Source organism: Enterobacter cloacae complex sp. CARB60 (assembly GCF_036487345.1).
In the GTDB taxonomy this organism is placed as follows: Bacteria; Pseudomonadota; Gammaproteobacteria; order Enterobacterales; family Enterobacteriaceae; genus Enterobacter; species Enterobacter asburiae_D.
Genome location: NZ_JAZKLC010000002.1, coordinates 2,767,619 through 2,784,784 on the forward strand (window position 1 = coordinate 2,767,619; position 17,166 = coordinate 2,784,784).

Here is a 17,166-nt window from a genome sequence, read left to right on the forward strand (position 1 = left end):
TTAGCGCTGGAACGGGTAAACCGATCCCAGCTGCAGGATTGTCGATAACGCGTCCAGCGCCTCGCGTCCTTCACGCAGAAGCTGCGGGTCAACCAGATCCGCCTGCGTCAGACGATCGCGATAGTAGCGATCGACCCAGTCATTCAGCCGCGTAAAGAGCGTATCGTTCATCATGACCGCCGGGTTCACCGCCTGCATTTCGTCCTGGGTCAAGACCACGCGCAGACGTAAACAGGCGGGACCACCGCCGTTGGCCATGCTTTCGCGCAGGTCAAACACGCGCAGTTCGTCAATCGGGTTATCGGCCTTGACCAGCTCCGTCAGGTAGCGCCACACGCCTTTATGATCCCGGGACTCCTGCGGCAGGACCAGCATCATGCTGCCATCGTCACGGCTGAGCAGCTGGCTATTGAACAGATACGTCTCTACCGCGTCCTGCACGCTCACCGCCTCCGTTGGCACCTGGACAGGCGTGAAGCCGCGCACGCGCTCATGCAGCGTGGCGAGCAGCGTCTCCTGATGGGCAAACGCCTGCTCGTGGCAGAACAGCACCTGGCGGTTAGAGACGGCAATCACGTCGTTATGGAACACGCCCTGGTCGATCACATGCGGGTTTTGCTGGGCAAAAATCACCTGGGAAGGATTGACCTGGTTCAGACGGGCAACCGCCTGGCTGGCCGCCAGCGTCTGACGAGCAGGATAGCGGGTTGGCGCGGCGTGGCCCCCCTCTTCTCGCCCGTAGATAAACAGCTGCAGGCCCGGGTCACCATAGTCGCCCCCCAGGCGGTTATGGTTGGCCGCGCCTTCGTCGCCAAACATCGCCACCTGCGGCAGGGCCTGATGCACCTCAAAATGGGCGTCATGGTTGAAAATGGCGCGCAGCACGCGCTCGGTGGTTTCCGCTTCGGTGGCGCGGTGGAATTTGTTGTTCAGGTTCGCCACCGTCAGATGGACTTTGCCATCCAGCGTGTCGGCTGACGGCGCGACGGTCGCCGCGTTTGCCACCCACATAGAGGAGGCAGAGCTTGCCGCGGAGAGCAGGTGCGGCGTCTGCGTACCGGCTTTTTCAACCACCTGCTCATCGCTGCCGGTGAAACCGAGCTGACGTAATACCGCCACGTTCGGGCGTTCCTGCGGCGGGATCACCGCCTGCGGGAAACCGGCATCCGCCAGCGCCTTCATTTTTAGCAGCCCCTGCTTCGCCGCCAGCTTCGGGTTCGAGACCTGAAAACGGTGCTTCGTCGAGGCTTCATTACCAAAAGAGAGACCGGCATAGTGGTGCGTCAGCCCCACCAGCCCGTCAAAGTTAACTTCACGCGCTTTCATGACGATCCCCTCCGGTAAAATCCAGCCCCGGATTAAGCGTCTCCGGCAGCGTCAGCGCAGGGGTTTCCAGGCTCGCCATCGGCCACGCGCAGTAATCGGCGGCATACCACGCGCTGGCGCGATGGTTGCCCGACGCGCCCACGCCGCCGAACGGTGCGGTGCTCGCGGCCCCGGTCAGCGGTTTATTCCAGTTCACAATCCCGGCGCGCGCTTCCAGCAGCAGTTGGTCAAACTTCTCGCGATGGGGTGAAATCAGACCGCTCGACAGGCCGTAGCGGGTGTTGTTCGCCATCGCAATGGCCGCATCGAAATCGTCATAGCGCCAGACGCACAGCAGCGGGCCAAAGACCTCTTCATCCGGCACGTTGTTCGCGCCGCTCATCTCAATAATGCCCGGCGTCAGCAGAGAGGTACCCGGCTGAACCTGCTTCGGCTCCAGCAGGGTTTTCGCGCCGCGCGCGACGTGATCCTGCCAGGCCTTCAGCACGTTCAGCGCGGCCTGTTCGGAAATCAGTCCGCCGATAAACGGCTGCGGGTCGGCATCCCACGCGGCAGGCACCAGACGCGCGCTCACCTCTACCAGACGCTTCAGGAAGGCATCCCCCTGCGCGCCGCGCTTGACCAGCAGACGGCGGGAACAGGTGCAGCGCTGTCCGGCGGTAATAAAGGCAGACTGAATCGTCAGGTGCACCGCGGCGTCGATATCATCAGGGTCTTCCACAATCAGCGGGTTGTTGCCGCCCATCTCCAGCGCCAGAATTTTCTCCGGCTGCCCTGCCAGCTGGCGGTGCAGCTGATAGCCCGTACCGGCGCTGCCGGTGAACAGCAGGCCGTCGATATCGCTCAGCGCGCTCAGCGCCTGGCCGGTTTCGCGCCCGCCCTGCACCAGGTTCAGCACGCCCGGCGGCAGGCCGGCCTGTTCCCACAGCCTAACCACCGCCTCGCCGGTTAATGGCGTGAGCTCGCTCGGTTTGAAAATAACGGTATTGCCCGCCAGCAGCGCGGGCACAATGTGGCCATTCGGCAGATGTCCCGGGAAGTTATACGGGCCAAACACCGCCAGCACGCCGTGCGGCCGGTGGCGCAGCGTGGCGGCGCCGTCCGGCATGTCGGTATGCTGTTCGCCGGTGCGGGCGTGGTACGCCTTGATCGAAATAGCGATTTTGTTGATCATCGCCGTCACTTCGGTTGTCGCTTCCCAGCGCGGTTTACTGGTTTCAGACGCGATGATGCGCGTCAGTTCGGCCTTGTTTGCCTCCAGCAGCCCGGCAAACTTCTCAACGATTTCCTGGCGCACGGCGAAAGGCTGTCTTGCCCACGCCGGAAACGCGCGGCGAGCGGCCTGGCAGGCCTGTTCGACCTGCGCGATACTGGCGTCATGCCCCTTCCAGAGCATCTCTTTTCCAACCGGATTGGTTTTTACGCGCTCTTCACCTTCGCCCGTTACCCAGTCACCGTTAATCCATAATGTCATGCTGTTTTCTCCTCAGGGCAGAGACGCACCAGGCGAACCGTATCGCCGGCGTTACATTTCAGGGCATCCAGTTCTGCAGCCGTCAGCACCAGACGTTCACATTTCGGGTTGGTACGCACCAGCATGGCGCGGAAATTGGCGTAATTTTCGTTCGCCACCAGACAGGCGGGCCAGTCACCCGGCGCGGGCTGGCCTTCAGAGACCTCAACCAGACGGCTTTTGCGGATCGCGCGCACGCGGTCGATATCGCACTCAAGCGTAGGTCCGCCGTCAAAGATGTCGACATAGTTCCGGTAGCGGAACCCCTCTTTCTCCAGCACCGCGCGGGCGGGAGCGGTCTGCGGATGGACTTCGCCAATCACCGCCTGCGCCTCCGGGCTGAGGAAATGGGTATAAATAGGATGCTTCGGCATCAGCTCGGCAATAAAGGCTTTCTGGCCGGTGCCGCAGAGATAGTCCGCCCGGCTGAACTCCATCGAGAAGAAGCGCTCGCCCAGGCTCTCCCAGAACGGCGAATAACCGGTGTCGTCGATCACGCCGCGCATCTCTGCGACCACTTTTTCGTTAAAGCGATCGCGGAAGGCGGCCATAAACATAAAGCGCGATTTGGAGAGCAGGTAGCCGTTGCCCTCTTTGCGCCACGCCGGGTCGAGGAACAGCGTGCAGAGCTCGCTGGCGCCCGTGTGGTCATTACAGAGAAACAGCGTCGGCAGCGCGTTATAAACGTTCAGCTCTTTCGAGGCGTGAACCATGGTGCCGACGCGGTAGTTGTACCACGGGTCGTTAAGCCCGACGGCCACTTCAATGGCGCAGATCCCGGCCACGGTCCCCGTGTCGGTGTCTTCCAGCACGAACACATACCCCTGTTCGCTTTTTGGCAACGTCCCCTGCCAGGTTTGCAGGGCGCGCTCAATGCGCGCCGACAGCGTTTTTTCATCGGCAGGAAGCGAGGTCAGCCCGCCTCCCGTCTTACCGGCAAGCTGCATAAGCCCGGCGATATCGCCGCGCTCAACGGGACGGATGACCATCATGATGACACCCCGGATTTCACTTTTTCACACGCCAGCGCAAAACGGTCCAGACCGGTTTGCACCTCTTCCTCGCTGACGATCAGCGCAGGCGCGAAACGCACCACGTTGGCACCGGCAATCAGCACCATCACGCCCACTTTTGCCGCTTCCTGTGAAATAAGTTTAGCTTTCCCGGCAAACTCGGCGGTGAGTTCGCAGCCGATTAACAGCCCCAGACCGCGAATTTCTTTAAACAGCCCCGTTTTGCTGTTGATGGCATTCAGGCGCTCGACAAACCAGTCGTGACGCTGCTTAACGCCTTTCAGCACCTCAGGCGTGTTAATGATGTCGAGAACCTGACCGGCGACGGCGGTGGCCAGCGGGTTGCCGCCGTAGGTGGTGCCATGGGTGCCCACGGTCATTACGCTGGCGAATTTATCGGTGGTCAGCATCGCCCCAATCGGGAAGCCGCCGCCCAGCGCTTTGGCGGTCGACAGCACGTCCGGCGTCACGCCGTAGTGCATATAGGCATACAGCTCGCCGGTGCGGCCCACGCCGGTCTGCACTTCGTCGAAAATCAGCACCGCGTCGTGGCGATCGCACAGCTCGCGCAGCCCCTGCAGGAAGGCTTTTTGCGCCGGAAGCACGCCGCCCTCGCCCTGCATCGGCTCGACGATCACCGCGCAGGTGGTGTCGTTAATCAGCTCACTGGCGGACTGCAGATCGTTATAGATGCCGTGGCGAATATCCGGCGGCAGCGGTGCGAAATCCTGCGAGTAGGAAGGCTGGCCGCCCGCGCTGACGGTAAAGAGCGTGCGCCCGTGGAAGGCATTTTTAAACGCCACGATGCCGCTCTTGTGGGTACCAAATTTATCGTGCGCATATTTGCGCGCCAGCTTTAGCGCCGCTTCGTTGGCTTCTGCCCCCGAGTTACAGAAAAAGACTTTTTCGGCGAACGTCGCGTCGATCAGTTTTTTGGCCAGGCGCAGCGCGGGCTCGTTGGTAAAACCGTTGCCGGTATGCCAGAACTTCGCCGCCTGCTCATTGAGCGCCTGACGCAGCGCAGGGTGCGCATGACCCAGCGCGTTGACCGCAATCCCACCTGCAAAGTCGATATACTCTTTACCCTGCTGATCCCACAGGCGCGAGCCTTCCCCACGAACCGGAATAAAAGCCGCCGGAGCGTAAACCGGCATCATCCATTCATCGAAATTTTCACGCGTAATTGACAGAGACATAGCGACCTCATCCGGTAAATAAAAAGTTATTTGAATGTTAAATAATTGAGTGTTTGCACTGTGAATGTAGATTGCAGCCTTCGTGCCAGCCAGCGATAAAAATGCATAAACGGGTTGAGGTAACAGAATATCAATAAGTTACAATATGGAGTTATTCACTGTTAGCGCATAAAAAGTGAATATTTTTACGACAAGCGGCGCCTTGCCGCATGAAAATCAGAAAGAGTATGCACAGGCCAAATATAATTCTGGAATTGTGATCGCTCGCGAAATTTATCGGTCATTTACGCCCCGTTTGAGGGCGGGACGCGTCAGAATGGTGCAAATATTGCACCACCGGCATTATCTGTCGCAGTTATTGGTCGAACCCGATAACAGTTGACGCAAATTCTGCTACCATCCATGCACTATTCACCTTGCACTGGCAGCGACTATGAAATTTGTCTCTTTTAATATCAACGGCCTGCGCGCCCGCCCTCATCAGCTTGAAGCTATCGTTGAACAACATCAGCCAGATGTGATCGGTCTCCAGGAGACCAAGGTTCACGACGACATGTTCCCCCTCGAAGAGGTGGCGAAACTCGGTTACAACGTCTTCTATCATGGGCAGAAAGGCCATTACGGCGTTGCGCTGTTGACCAAAGAGACGCCAGTTTCCGTCCGCCGCGGGTTCCCCGGCGATGACGAGGAAGCACAGCGCCGCATCATCATGGCGGAGCTGCCTTCCCCGCTGGGTAACATCACCGTGATTAATGGTTACTTTCCCCAGGGCGAAAGCCGCGACCATCCGACCAAATTCCCGGCCAAAGCCAAGTTTTATCAGGATCTGCAGGACTATCTGACCACCGAACTCAACAAAGACAATCCGGTGCTGATCATGGGTGACGTGAACATCAGCCCGACGGATCTCGATATCGGTATTGGCGAAGAAAACCGCAAACGCTGGCTGCGTACCGGCAAATGCTCCTTCCTGCCAGAAGAGCGCGAGTGGATGGATCGTCTGCTGGGCTGGGGCCTGGTGGATACGTTCCGCAACGCCAACCCGGAAACGCAGGACCGCTTCTCCTGGTTTGACTACCGCTCAAAAGGCTTTGACGACAACCGTGGCCTGCGTATCGACCTTCTGCTGGCCAGTTCGCCGCTGGCAGAGCGCTGCATCGAAACCGGGATCGACTACGAGATCCGCAGCATGGAAAAACCGTCTGACCACGCGCCGGTGTGGGCTAAATTCAAGCTGTAATGACGCGTGAACATTCGAAAAATCGCTTTCCTGTGCGCCCTTCTGGGCGCATTTATTCTGACGTTTGTCATGCTTCCCCCAGGCACGCTCTCCCTGGAAGGGATTAAAACCCACCAGCAGGCATTGCTCTCCCATGTTGACCACGCGCCGCTACGAAGCGCGCTGATCTTTTTTGCGCTCTATGTGGCGGTTTCCGCCCTGTCGATACCCGGAGCGGCGATCCTCACCCTGCTGGGCGGGGCGCTATTTCCCCTGTGGGAAGGCACCGTGCTGGTCTCGTTTGCCTCCACGCTCGGAGCCACGCTTGCGATGCTCGCCAGCCGGTATCTGCTGCGCGACGGGGTCCAGAGGCGGTTTACTCAGCAGATGAAAACGGTGAACGCCGGTATGGCGCATGACGGCGCGGGCTATCTTTTTGCCCTGCGCCTGATGCCGCTGTTCCCCTTTTTCCTGGTGAATTTGCTGATGGGGCTGACCCGCATTGGAGTCTGCCGCTACTGGTGGGTCAGCCAGGTCGCCATGCTGCCCGCGACGGTGGTCTTTCTCAACGCCGGGCGCGAACTGGGGAAAGTGGCGTCGCTGCGCGATATTTTGTCGCCGGGCATGCTCATCGCCTTTACACTACTGGGGTTATTGCCGCTGGCGACGCGCCGGCTGTTTTCCCGTTATCTCCCGTCTGCTAAAAAGTGAGGCATTATGCGCCGCGTGCGTTTTTGCGCGTTTCTGACCGGTCTGCTGCTGGCAGCCCCCCTGTGTGCCGCCGAGGGCTGGCACGCTATCCAACAACAGGCCAAAGGCCAGACCGTCTGGTTTAACGCCTGGGGCGGCGATCCGGCGGTCAACCGCTACCTTGAGTGGGTCAGCGGTGAGATGCAAACGCACTATGCCATTACCCTAAAAATCGTCCCGCTGGCGGATGCCGCCGATGCGGTAAAACGTATTCAGACCGAAGCCGCCGCGGGGCGTAAGACCAACGGCTCGGTCGACCTGCTGTGGGTCAACGGCGAAAACTTCCGCACGTTGAAAGAGGCGAACCTGCTGCAAACCGGGTGGGCGCAGACGTTGCCAAACTGGCGCTATGTCGATACCCGTAAACCCGTCACGGAAGATTTTGCTGTTCCCACAGACGGGGCCGAATCGCCGTGGGGCGGCGCGCAGCTGACCTTTATCGCCCGCAAAGCCAGCATGCCGACGCCGCCGAAGGATCCTCAGGCGCTGCTGGCTTACGCACAGCAGCACCCGGGCAAGGTGAGCTATCCTCGCCCGCCCGATTTTACCGGCACGGCATTTCTTGAGCAGCTGCTTCTGACGCTCACCGATCGCCCTGAGGCTTTACAAAAAGCGCCCGATGAAACGTTTACCCACGTTACGGCGCCGCTCTGGGCCTACCTCGATAAGCTGCACCCGCTGCTGTGGCGAGAAGGGAAAGACTTTCCCCCTTCACCTGCGCGGATGGATGCCCTGCTTGCCAGCGGCAGTCTGAACCTGTCGCTGACCTTTAACCCAGCGCATGCGCAGCAAAAAGTGGCGAGCGGCGAACTGCCTGCCGACAGCTACAGCTTTGGTTTCCATAGCGGGATGCTCGGCAACGTCCATTTTGTGGCTATTCCGGCCAATGCCGGCGCGAGCGCGGGTGCAAAAGTGGTCGCGAATTTCCTGCTGTCGCCGCAGGCGCAAATCCGCAAGGCCGACCCGGCCATCTGGGGAGACCCGAGCGTACTGAATGCGAAAGCGCTGCCCGAAGGTGACGCGAAACAGCTGCTGGCCAATACGCCTCTGGGGCTGCCGCAGGTGCTTGCAGAGCCGCAGTCCGCCTGGGTCAACGCGCTGGAGCAGGAATGGCTGCGTCGTTACGGCACCCGCTGAGCGGGCTTGTCTGGCTGGCGATGGCGGTGATTTATCTGCCGATCCTGCCCGCCAGCGTCATGTTGTTCGCACCGGCGTTTTCCGTGACAAACTGGCAGCGGCTGCTTAACGATCCGCAGCTGCCTCAGGCGACCGTTGCCACGCTGGTCTCAACGCTCATCGCCACGCTGGGGGCGTTGCTGATTGCCCTTTTCCTCGTCTGCCTTTTGTGGCCCGGTCAACGCTGGCGACGCCTCTCTACCCGCCTGCCGTGGCTACTGGCTATCCCCCATGTGGCGTTCGCCACCAGCGCGTTACTGCTGTTTGCGGAGGGCGGTCTGTTTTATCAGATCTGCACCGTCTGTTCGCCGCCGTTTGACCGCTACGGCGCCGGGCTGGGCCTGACGCTCGCGGTCAAAGAGAGCGCGTTTGTACTGTGGGCCATTTACGCCGTACTGCCGGAAAAACGGCTCGCGCAGCAGAAGATCCTCCTGCAAACCTTTGGCTACGGGCGTATTCAGACGCTCAGTTGGCTGATCCTTCCGGCGATCGCCCCTGTCCTCGGCGCGGTGATGCTGGCGGTGCTGGCGTGGTCACTTTCGGTCGTGGATGTGGCGATCGTTCTCGGGCCCGGCAACCCGCCCACCCTGGCCGTGCTGGCCTTTCAGTGGCTAAGTCAGGGTGACGCCGAGCAGCAGGCAAAAGGGACGCTGCTGTGCCTGCTTCTCCTCCTGCTGCTGGCCGCGCTTGCCGCCCTCGGGTACGGCCTCTGGAAAGCATGGCGTCGCACGATCCCGGACCTCGCGGGGACGCGCCCCCGGGCTCAGCGCGTCCTGCCTGAGCGGGCATTCAGCGGGTTACTGCCCGCGTGCGGCATCCTGTGCGCCGCGGTACTGCTGATGCTGGCGCGAGGGGCCGACGTGGGTCCCGTGGGTACCAGCCTCTCCTTCGGCCTGCTTTCAAGCCTGATCGCCCTCATCGTCATTTTTCTCTGGCTGGAATGGGGACCGCAGCGCGGCGCAGTGTGGGTGTGGTTACCGCTTGCCCTTCCGGCGCTGCCGCTCGTCACCGGGCAATACTTTATTGCTTTGCGTCTGGGACTCGACGGGCACTATGCCGCCGTGCTCTGGAGCCATCTGCTGTGGGTGTTGCCGTGGATGCTGCTGGTTCTGCAGCCCGCCTGGCGGCGGATCGATCCCCGACTTATTCTTACCGCCAGAACGCTCGGCTGGCGACGGGCGAAAATATTCTTACTGCTGAAATGCCCCCTGCTGGTGCGCCCTGCGCTGCTGGCCTTTGCCACCGGCTTTTCCGTCAGCATGGCGCAATACATGCCGACGCTCTGGCTTGGCGCGGGGCGTTTCGCCACGCTAACCACCGAAACCGTCGCGCTCAGCAGCGGGGGCAGCATCCCCGTTCTCGCTAGCCGGGCGCTGGGATTGCTGCTGGTCACGGGCACGGTGTTCGGTCTTGCCGCCCTGTTATCCCGGCTCGCGGGCCGCTACCGTCAAGGATTACGTTAATGCTGAAGGTAAACCATCTCACCATCGAACCGCTTTTCCGCGAGGTCAGTTTTTGCGTTCCTCGCGGGGAGATCGTTACCCTGATGGGGCCGTCCGGCAGCGGCAAATCGACCCTTTTTGCCTGGATGGTCGGCGCGCTGTCAGACGATTTTCAGGCGCAAGGCGAACTGTGGCTCGACGCGCGTCGCTGCGACGGTCTTCCCGTTGAATCCCGTGGGCTGGGCATCCTCTTTCAGGACGCGCTGCTGTTTGAACAGTTCAGCGTCGGGCAAAATTTGCTGCTGGCGCTGCCTGAGCGGATCGTCGGACGCGCGCGTCGGGACGCGGTCGAGCAGGCGCTGGATTCCGCCGGGCTGAGCGGTCATTACGCCAGCGATCCGGGCACCCTCTCCGGCGGGGAGCGTGCCCGAGTCAGCCTGCTGCGCGCCCTGCTCGCAGAGCCGCAGGCGCTGCTGCTGGACGAACCGTTCAGCCGCCTCGATAAAACGTTGCGCACGACGTTTCGGACATGGGTATTTGATGCCGTCCGCGCGCGCAATATCCCGGTGGTGCTGGTCACGCACGACGAGGACGATATTCCGCCCGGCGGCGAGCTGATTGAGATCTCTCGCTGGCAATAATGTGCTAACGCAATGTTTTCCGTTTCGGGAGAGACGACAATGCCCCCCTCTTTTACTGACGTCAGGTTATTCGATGAAACGTGTTTCTCAACTGACCGCGCTGGCCCTGCTTTGCGGCCTCGCTTCCTTTTCCTCTCTGGCGGCTGATATGGCCAACGCGATGACGCTGTCTCAGCTTCAGGCGCAGCGCGGCACGCCTGTCGACACCCGTCCCAGCGCGTTTTACAACGGCTGGCCGCAGACCCTCAGCGGCCCCTCCGGGCATGAACCCGCCGCACTCAACCTTGCTGCCGCCTGGCTGGGCGCAATGAGCGACGAGCAGATTGCGAGCTGGGCAAAACAGCATCAGCTTACGCCTGCGACGGCCATCGCCCTGTACGGCGACGAGAACGATAACCTGGCGGTGAAGTCCCGCCTGGAGAAAGCCGGATACCGCCACGTCTCGCTGCTCAGCGACGCGCTGCAGATGCCCGAGCGCCTTCAGCGCCTGCCTCACTTTGAACAGCTGGTTTACCCGCAGTGGATCCACCGCCTCCAGCAGGGTAAACCCGTGACCGCCGCGCCGTCGGGTGACTGGAAAGTGATTGAAGCCGCGTGGGGCGCACCGAAGTTTTACCTGCTGAACCACATTCCCGGCGCGGGCTACATCGACACCAACGAGGTGGAAAGCGAGCCGCTGTGGAATAAAGTCTCCGACGACAAGCTGAAAGCGATGCTGGCGAAGCACGGGATCCGTCACGACACCACCGTCATTTTGTATGGCCGTGACGTTTACGCCGCCGCGCGCGTGGCGCAGATTATGCTGTATGCGGGCGTGAAGGATGTGCGCATTCTCGATGGCGGCTGGAAGGCGTGGTCAGATGCTGGCCTGCCGGTTGAACGCGGCACGCCCGGCAAAGTGGCGCCAGCCCCCGACTTCGGCGCGCCGATCCCCGGCCAGCCGCAGCTGATGGTCGATATGGAACAGGCGCGCGGGATGCTGCACCGTCAGGATGCCTCCCTGGTCAGCATTCGTTCGTGGCCGGAGTTCATCGGCGAAACCAGCGGCTACAGCTACATCAAGCCAAAAGGTGAAATAGCCGGTGCCCGCTGGGGTCATGCGGGCAGCGACGCGACCCATATGGAAGACTTCCATAACCCGGATGGCACCATGCGCAGCGCGGACGATATCGCCGCCCAGTGGAAGCGCTGGAATATTCTGCCGGAACAGCACGTCGCGTTTTACTGCGGCACCGGGTGGCGGGCGTCAGAAACCTTTATGTACGCCCGGGCAATGGGCTGGAAAAACGTCGCCGTCTATGACGGCGGCTGGTACGAATGGAGCAGCAACCCGCAGAACCCGGTCACCACCGGCGCGCGCGGACCGGAGAGTGCGCTCTAAGTGTTGAGTGACTTCAGCGTCACATAGCCGCTCCAGATGCGCGTTGTGGTGGTCAGCCAGCACAGCGCGCCGAATACCCACGCGAATAGCGCAAAGTGTGCCGGGAAGAGGCAGCACAGCACGAACAGCGCGATGGTCTCCGTCCCTTCCGTTAACCCACCGATGTAGTAAAACGACTTGTGCGCATAGCCTGGGTTGTCGATGTCGTGCTTCGCGGCCAGCGCCGCAAACGCCAGAAAGCTGCTGCCGGTACCGATAAACGCAAACAGCAGCCAGGCGGCCGGCAGCGCATTCTCTGCGGGAGCCGCGAGCGCAAAGCCAAACGGCACCAGGGCGTAGAACAGAAAATCGAGCGCGATATCGAGAAATCCCCCCGCATCGGTCAGCCCTCTCCGGCGAGCCAGCGCGCCGTCCAGGCCATCCAGCAGGCGGTTAAGCACGATGGCGACCAGCGCCGCCGGATACCAGCCGAGGGCCAGAAACGGCAGCGCCAGCACGCCGACGGCAAACCCGGTCAGGGTGACTCCGTCGGGCGTGATGCCCGGCTTATCCAGCACGGAAACCAGACGATTCAGAACGGGCTTTACCCGCGGGTGCAGGTGACGGTCAAGCATGGGGAGTCTCGTTAAACGTGGCGCACAGCCCCTGAGCCGGAATATCCAGCGCGGCATTAAAGCGGGCGGAGAGATTCTGAAACGCAATCAGCGCCGTCATCTCGGTGATAGCAGCGTCCGTGAAGTGGCGTTTCAGCGTCGTTCTGATAGCCTCATCCGCCCGGGGCGGCGTGGCGGTTACCGCCTCGGCGTAGGCCAGCGCCGCGCGCTCTTGCTCGGTGAACAAGGCGGAGTCATGCCAGTTGCCCACGGCCTGAACCTTATCCAGCGCGCCGCAGCGCTCGGCCAGCCGCAGACTGTTGGCATCAATACAGAAAGCGCAGTGACAGAGCTGGGACACCCGCGTCATGAGCAGCGAACGAAGCACGGGCGTCAGTCGCGCGTGACGGCGCTCCAGAAAACCGACAAACAGCGCCACCAGCCAGAACAGACGCGGCATGCGCCCCCACCAGCGGGTGGGATTCAGCACCGCGCCAAAATGCTTTTTCTGCATGGCGGCAATCGGTTTAAGGCTGGCCGGAAGGGATTCGAGGGGGGCAACCCAGGCGGTGGTCTCTTTCACCTGATTCTCCTGATTACTGGACTCTGAGAAAGGGCACGATAATATGTCTTTTTTCGCTATCAATTATTGACGACCATGCTGAAAACACTCGATGTCGTTGCCGCCATCATCGAAAAAGACGGTAATATTTTACTGGCGCAGCGCCCTGCCCATGCCGACCAGCCGGGAATGTGGGAATTCGCAGGTGGTAAAGTCGAGGCCGGAGAAACCCAGCCAGAAGCGCTTATCCGCGAGCTGCGTGAAGAGTTGGGCATTGACGCCCTGCCGGGGCAATACGTGGCAAGCCACCAGCGGGAAGTGTCGCAGCGGTTGATCAACCTGCATGCCTGGCACGTTCCTGCTTTTCGCGGCGAGCTCACGGCGCACTACCACAGCGCGCTCGCGTGGTGTACGCCGGAAGAGGCGTTTGGCTACGCCTTAGCCCCCGCGGATATTCCGCTGCTGGAAGCGTTTATTGTTTTACGCGACGCCAGACCAGCGGGTTCGTGCTGATGGCGCGCTCGTCGCGCTGGCACTGCAGCAGAATGCCGTCCGCTTTCACAACGGCCCCTTCCGAGTAGTTCTGATTCTGATAGATACAGCACTGATTGCAGGGCTGCACCGTTTGATTCTGGCCGCTGGAGCTAAACACTTCCGGCGGCACATTCACCTCTACGTCCGGGAGAATGGGGTTGGCCTGCACGCCTGCGGCAAAGATCGCACACAACGCGGTGAGTAGATAACGTTTCATAGACACATCTTCCTGTAGTTCCTTGATAATGACTATAACGGTAAACCAGAGCGGAACCTTTAATTTATCTCTTCATCGCTTTTGGTTATGACGCCCGCGCTCTCATTAATTTCCCTTTCGGCATACATTTCTGCTTGCCTCACAAAGCGGTACGGGTGGTATAGTCAAAAAAACAACACAAATCGCATAAGTAATACACATAAAATACGATAAGAGGTTCTTATATCTATGGATCAGACACGCTCTCTGGAAAGTTTCCTTGCCCATGTTCAGCAGCGCGACCCGCACCAAAGCGAGTTCGCGCAGGCCGTACGAGAAGTTATGACAACCCTGTGGCCCTTCCTTGAACAAAACCCGCGTTATCGCCAGATGTCGCTGCTTGAACGCCTCGTCGAGCCAGAGCGCGTGATCCAGTTCCGCGTGACGTGGGTTGACGATCGCAATCAGGTACAGGTTAACCGCGCGTGGCGCGTACAGTTTAACTCGGCCATTGGCCCGTTTAAGGGCGGGATGCGTTTTCATCCGTCCGTGAACCTGTCGATTCTGAAATTCCTCGGCTTCGAGCAGACCTTTAAAAACGCCCTCACCACGCTCCCGATGGGCGGCGGCAAAGGCGGCAGCGATTTCGACCCGAAAGGCAAAAGCGAAGGCGAAGTGATGCGCTTCTGTCAGGCGCTGATGACCGAACTCTATCGCCACCTTGGTCCTGACACCGACGTGCCTGCCGGTGACATCGGCGTGGGCGGTCGTGAAGTGGGCTTTATGGCCGGGATGATGAAAAAGCTCTCCAACAACAGCGCCTGCGTCTTTACCGGCAAGGGGCTATCGTTTGGCGGGAGTCTGATCCGCCCGGAAGCGACAGGATACGGCCTGGTTTACTTCACCGAGGCCATGCTCAAGCGTCACGGTTTAGGCTTTGAAGGCATGCGCGTCGCGGTGTCCGGCTCCGGTAACGTGGCCCAGTACGCGATTGAGAAAGCGATGCAGTTTGGCGCTCGCGTGGTGACCGCCTCTGACTCCAGCGGCACGGTGGTGGATGAAGCGGGCTTCACGGCAGAGAAACTGGCGCGCCTGAGTGAAATCAAAGCCAGCCGCGACGGTCGCGTGGCGGATTATGCCCGGGAGTTTGGCCTGACCTACCTGGAGGGTAAACAGCCGTGGGGCGTGCCGGTGGATATCGCCCTGCCGTGCGCCACGCAGAACGAGCTGGATGTTGAAGCCGCGCGTACATTGATTAGCAACGGCGTAAAAGCGGTGGCCGAAGGGGCGAATATGCCGACCACCATCGACGCGACGGACCTGTTCCTGGAAGCGGGCGTGCTGTTTGCTCCGGGCAAGGCCGCTAACGCGGGCGGCGTGGCGACCTCCGGCCTCGAGATGGCGCAAAACGCCGCGCGTCTCGGCTGGAAGGCGGAGAAAGTGGATGCGCGCCTGCACCATATCATGCTGGATATCCACCACGCCTGCGTGGAGTACGGCGGCGAGGCATCGCAAACCAACTACGTGCGCGGGGCGAATATTGCCGGATTCGTGAAGGTGGCGGATGCGATGATTGGGCAGGGTGTGATTTAAGCTTTCGCTGCATTCTCGCCCTTGTAGGCCCGGTAAGCGTTAACGCCACCGGGCTTTTTTCAGGCCGCAGAGCTGCTTTTCGCCGGGTGGCGGCTGCGCCTTACCCGGCCTACGGTTTAAGAGGCCGCCGCGCTCTTTTTCTTTTTAAACGGTTTCTTCGCGCCGCCCCCGGGTGCAACCATCCCTCTGAACGTTTTCACCGGCGTGCTGCGCGCCTGATCGATCAGCTGGTAAAGCGTCCCGACCAGCGGCTGCATAAAGTCCTGATAGCGGCACTGCTTCTCGCTGATCTGCGTCAGCACCGATTCCCAGTGTGCGGTCATGTCCGGCCTGGCCGCCAGCTCCGGCAGAGAGTGGATCAGCGCCCGGCCCGGTTCCGTTGAGTGGATGTAGCGTCCCTTTTTCTCCAGGAAGCCGCGCTTAAAGAGCAGTTCGATGATCCCCGCGCGGGTTGCTTCCGTACCCAGACCGTCGGTGGCGCGCAGGATCTTCTTCAGATCTTTATCCTGAACAAAACGGGCGATCCCGGTCATCGCCGACAGCAGCGTCGCATCGGTGAAATGGCGCGGGGGCTGGGTCTGACGTTCAACCACTTCGCCCTTCTCGCATAGCAGTTCGTCATCTTTGGCGACCACAGGCAGCGGCGTGCCGTCGTTCTCTTCGTCGCGCTCTTTATTCCCCAGCAGCGTGCGCCAGCCTGCTTCTGCGAGGAAACGCGCTTTGGCGATAAACTTGCCTTTGGCAATCTCAAGCTCGATCACGCACTTGCGGAATACCGCGTCCGGGCAGAACTGCATCAGGTACTGACGGGCGATCAGGTTATACACCTTCGCTTCGTTATCCGTCAGGTTGACGTTGCTGGCGCGGGCCGTCGGGATAATCGCGTGGTGGGCATCCACCTTTTTGTCATCCCAGCAGCGGTTGTGGGTGTCCGGATTCACGACCGGCTGCGGCAGCAGATCCGGCGCGTGCACGCTAATGGCGTTCATCACCGAGTGGCGTCCGGCAAAGTGCTCCTCCGGCAGATAGCGGCTGTCCGAACGCGGATAGGTGATGAGCTTATGGGTTTCGTAGAGCTTCTGGCAGATATCCAGCACGTTCTGCGCGCTCAAGCCAAACTTTTTGGCCGCCTCAATCTGAAGTGCAGAAAGCGAAAACGGCAGCGGCGCGGGTTCTGATTCCCGTTTATCGTTATAGCTGGTGACGATAGCGGGCTGCCCGGTAATGCGGTTAACCACATGATCCGCCAGCGGACGGTGCAGCAAACGCCCCTCTTCATCCTGATACGATTCGCAGGCATCGCTCGGCTGCCAGACGGCGGTAAAGCGTTCGTCTTTAGGCGTGACGATATGCGCTTTCACTTCAAAGAAATCTTTGGCGACGAAGTTCTCAATCTCTTCATCACGACGCACCACCAGCCCCAGCACCGGCGTCTGGACACGGCCTACGGAGAGCACGCCCTGATAGCCCGCGTTGCGCCCAAGAATGGTGTAAGCGCGGGTCATGTTGATGCCGTACAGCCAGTCGGCGCGGGCGCGGGCTAAAGCCGAGACGCACAGCGGAATAAACTCGCTGTTGGCGCGCAGGCGCGAAATCGCCCGCTCGACGGCCTGCGGGTTGAGGTCGTTGATCAGGCAGCGCTGCACCTGCTGACGCTTTTCCGGCGCCAGCTCCAGGTAGTCCAGCACCTCATCCACCAGCAGCTGTCCTTCCCTGTCCGGGTCACCCGCGTGCACGATTTCAGCGGCGTCATGCAGGAAGCGCTTGATCACGTTGAGCTGTTTGGTGACCGAAGGTCGGGGCTGCAGGCGCCATTTTTCCGGCACGATGGGCAGATCGTTTAAATTCCAGCGGGCGTAGCGGCTGTCATAGACATCCGGCTGCGCCTGCTCAAGCAGGTGACCAATACACCAGGTGACCACCTGCCCGTTACCGCATTCGATAAAGCCGTCACCTTTGCGATGCGGTTTAGGCAGCACGTCGGCGATGGCGCGGGCCAGGCTCGGCTTTTCGGCAATAAACAACCGCATC

The 17,166-nt window shown here is 60.7% G+C and carries 16 protein-coding genes; 8 read left to right on the plus strand and 8 right to left on the minus strand.

The window, feature by feature from the left end; all coding sequences use genetic code 11:
- The 4 genes from astB to astC are packed head-to-tail and all read right to left on the minus strand — an operon-like array spanning position 1 to position 5,048.
- Positions 1 to 1,326, minus strand: a complete 1,326-nt coding sequence (gene astB, locus V4835_RS14195) for an N-succinylarginine dihydrolase (RefSeq protein ID WP_331412537.1) — start codon at positions 1,324 to 1,326, stop codon at positions 1 to 3.
- Positions 1,313 to 2,800 carry a succinylglutamate-semialdehyde dehydrogenase gene (gene astD / locus V4835_RS14200; protein ID WP_331412538.1) on the minus strand — a complete coding sequence of 496 codons (1,488 nt, stop codon included), beginning with the start codon at positions 2,798 to 2,800 and terminating at the stop codon, positions 1,313 to 1,315. Before astD ends, astB begins: the two co-directional genes overlap by 14 nt.
- The gene (astA, locus tag V4835_RS14205; RefSeq protein WP_159513922.1) at positions 2,797 to 3,831 is read right to left on the minus strand and encodes an arginine N-succinyltransferase; all 1,035 of its coding nucleotides are present in this window, start codon (positions 3,829 to 3,831) and stop codon (positions 2,797 to 2,799) included. The genes astD and astA overlap by 4 nt, the downstream gene beginning before the upstream one ends.
- Positions 3,828 to 5,048, minus strand: coding sequence for a succinylornithine/acetylornithine transaminase (astC, locus tag V4835_RS14210; RefSeq protein WP_063142887.1), 1,221 nt, complete (start codon positions 5,046 to 5,048; stop codon positions 3,828 to 3,830). The genes astA and astC overlap by 4 nt, the downstream gene beginning before the upstream one ends.
- Positions 5,049 to 5,481: 433 nt before the next feature.
- Here astC and xthA point away from each other — a divergent pair, with 433 nt between their 5' ends.
- The 6 genes from xthA to V4835_RS14240 all read left to right on the plus strand — a co-directional run bounded on the left by xthA (position 5,482) and on the right by V4835_RS14240 (position 11,657).
- A complete protein-coding gene (gene xthA, locus V4835_RS14215; protein ID WP_063142886.1) occupies positions 5,482 to 6,288 on the plus strand; it encodes an exodeoxyribonuclease III in 807 nt (268 codons plus the stop codon).
- A gap of 6 nt (positions 6,289 to 6,294) precedes the next feature.
- Positions 6,295 to 6,978, plus strand: coding sequence for a TVP38/TMEM64 family protein (locus V4835_RS14220; protein ID WP_331412539.1), 684 nt, complete (start codon positions 6,295 to 6,297; stop codon positions 6,976 to 6,978).
- A 15-nt stretch (positions 6,979 to 6,993) separates the two neighbouring features.
- Complete coding sequence (locus tag V4835_RS14225; RefSeq protein ID WP_442877326.1) at positions 6,994 to 8,154, plus strand: ABC transporter substrate-binding protein; 1,161 nt, start codon at positions 6,994 to 6,996, stop codon at positions 8,152 to 8,154.
- Positions 8,127 to 9,656 (plus strand): thiamine ABC transporter permease, encoded by a 1,530-nt coding sequence (locus V4835_RS14230; protein WP_331412541.1) that lies wholly within the window; start codon positions 8,127 to 8,129, stop codon positions 9,654 to 9,656. Before V4835_RS14225 ends, V4835_RS14230 begins: the two co-directional genes overlap by 28 nt.
- Positions 9,656 to 10,276 carry an ATP-binding cassette domain-containing protein gene (locus V4835_RS14235; RefSeq protein WP_331412542.1) on the plus strand — a complete coding sequence of 207 codons (621 nt, stop codon included), beginning with the start codon at positions 9,656 to 9,658 and terminating at the stop codon, positions 10,274 to 10,276. Before V4835_RS14230 ends, V4835_RS14235 begins: the two co-directional genes overlap by 1 nt.
- Positions 10,277 to 10,349: 73 nt before the next feature.
- A complete protein-coding gene (locus tag V4835_RS14240) occupies positions 10,350 to 11,657 on the plus strand; it encodes a sulfurtransferase (protein ID WP_331412543.1) in 1,308 nt (435 codons plus the stop codon).
- On the opposite strand, the gene V4835_RS14245 is transcribed toward V4835_RS14240, so the two are convergent.
- Together V4835_RS14245 and V4835_RS14250 are read right to left on the minus strand one after the other, a co-directional pair.
- Positions 11,654 to 12,271, minus strand: coding sequence for a CDP-alcohol phosphatidyltransferase family protein (locus V4835_RS14245; protein ID WP_331412544.1), 618 nt, complete (start codon positions 12,269 to 12,271; stop codon positions 11,654 to 11,656). The genes V4835_RS14240 and V4835_RS14245 overlap by 4 nt on opposite strands.
- On the minus strand, positions 12,264 to 12,833 hold the full coding sequence (locus tag V4835_RS14250; RefSeq protein ID WP_331412545.1) for a carboxymuconolactone decarboxylase family protein: 570 nt from the start codon (positions 12,831 to 12,833) through the stop codon (positions 12,264 to 12,266). Before V4835_RS14250 ends, V4835_RS14245 begins: the two co-directional genes overlap by 8 nt.
- Before the next feature lie 75 nt (positions 12,834 to 12,908).
- Between V4835_RS14250 and V4835_RS14255 the strand changes: the two genes are divergently transcribed.
- Positions 12,909 to 13,325, plus strand: coding sequence for a pyrimidine (deoxy)nucleoside triphosphate diphosphatase (locus V4835_RS14255; RefSeq protein ID WP_032657918.1), 417 nt, complete (start codon positions 12,909 to 12,911; stop codon positions 13,323 to 13,325).
- Here the strand turns inward: V4835_RS14255 and V4835_RS14260 are convergent.
- On the minus strand, positions 13,285 to 13,563 hold the full coding sequence (locus V4835_RS14260) for a DUF1496 domain-containing protein (RefSeq protein WP_023335340.1): 279 nt from the start codon (positions 13,561 to 13,563) through the stop codon (positions 13,285 to 13,287). The two genes, V4835_RS14255 and V4835_RS14260, sit on opposite strands and share 41 nt — an antisense overlap.
- 228 nt (positions 13,564 to 13,791) lie before the next feature.
- On the opposite strand from V4835_RS14260, the gene gdhA reads away from it, so the two are divergent.
- Complete coding sequence (gene gdhA, locus V4835_RS14265; protein ID WP_331412546.1) at positions 13,792 to 15,135, plus strand: NADP-specific glutamate dehydrogenase; 1,344 nt, start codon at positions 13,792 to 13,794, stop codon at positions 15,133 to 15,135.
- A 116-nt stretch (positions 15,136 to 15,251) separates the two neighbouring features.
- On the opposite strand, the gene V4835_RS14270 is transcribed toward gdhA, so the two are convergent.
- A complete protein-coding gene (locus V4835_RS14270; protein ID WP_331412547.1) occupies positions 15,252 to 17,165 on the minus strand; it encodes a DNA topoisomerase III in 1,914 nt (637 codons plus the stop codon).
- Between the last annotated feature and the right edge of the window lies 1 nt (position 17,166).

Coding starts and splice junctions, on each gene's coding strand:
- astB (WP_331412537.1), bottom strand. CDS start 1,326: ATGAAAGCGCGTGAAGTTAACTTTGACGGGCTGGTGGGGCTGACGCAC.
- astD (WP_331412538.1), bottom strand. CDS start 2,800: ATGACATTATGGATTAACGGTGACTGGGTAACGGGCGAAGGTGAAGAG.
- astA (WP_159513922.1), bottom strand. CDS start 3,831: ATGATGGTCATCCGTCCCGTTGAGCGCGGCGATATCGCCGGGCTTATG.
- astC (WP_063142887.1), bottom strand. CDS start 5,048: ATGTCTCTGTCAATTACGCGTGAAAATTTCGATGAATGGATGATGCCG.
- xthA (WP_063142886.1), top strand. CDS start 5,482: ATGAAATTTGTCTCTTTTAATATCAACGGCCTGCGCGCCCGCCCTCAT.
- V4835_RS14230 (WP_331412541.1), top strand. CDS start 8,127: ATGGCTGCGTCGTTACGGCACCCGCTGAGCGGGCTTGTCTGGCTGGCG.
- V4835_RS14235 (WP_331412542.1), top strand. CDS start 9,656: ATGCTGAAGGTAAACCATCTCACCATCGAACCGCTTTTCCGCGAGGTC.
- V4835_RS14240 (WP_331412543.1), top strand. CDS start 10,350: ATGAAACGTGTTTCTCAACTGACCGCGCTGGCCCTGCTTTGCGGCCTC.
- V4835_RS14245 (WP_331412544.1), bottom strand. CDS start 12,271: ATGCTTGACCGTCACCTGCACCCGCGGGTAAAGCCCGTTCTGAATCGT.
- V4835_RS14255 (WP_032657918.1), top strand. CDS start 12,909: ATGCTGAAAACACTCGATGTCGTTGCCGCCATCATCGAAAAAGACGGT.
- V4835_RS14260 (WP_023335340.1), bottom strand. CDS start 13,563: ATGAAACGTTATCTACTCACCGCGTTGTGTGCGATCTTTGCCGCAGGC.
- gdhA (WP_331412546.1), top strand. CDS start 13,792: ATGGATCAGACACGCTCTCTGGAAAGTTTCCTTGCCCATGTTCAGCAG.
- V4835_RS14270 (WP_331412547.1), bottom strand. CDS start 17,165: ATGCGGTTGTTTATTGCCGAAAAGCCGAGCCTGGCCCGCGCCATCGCC.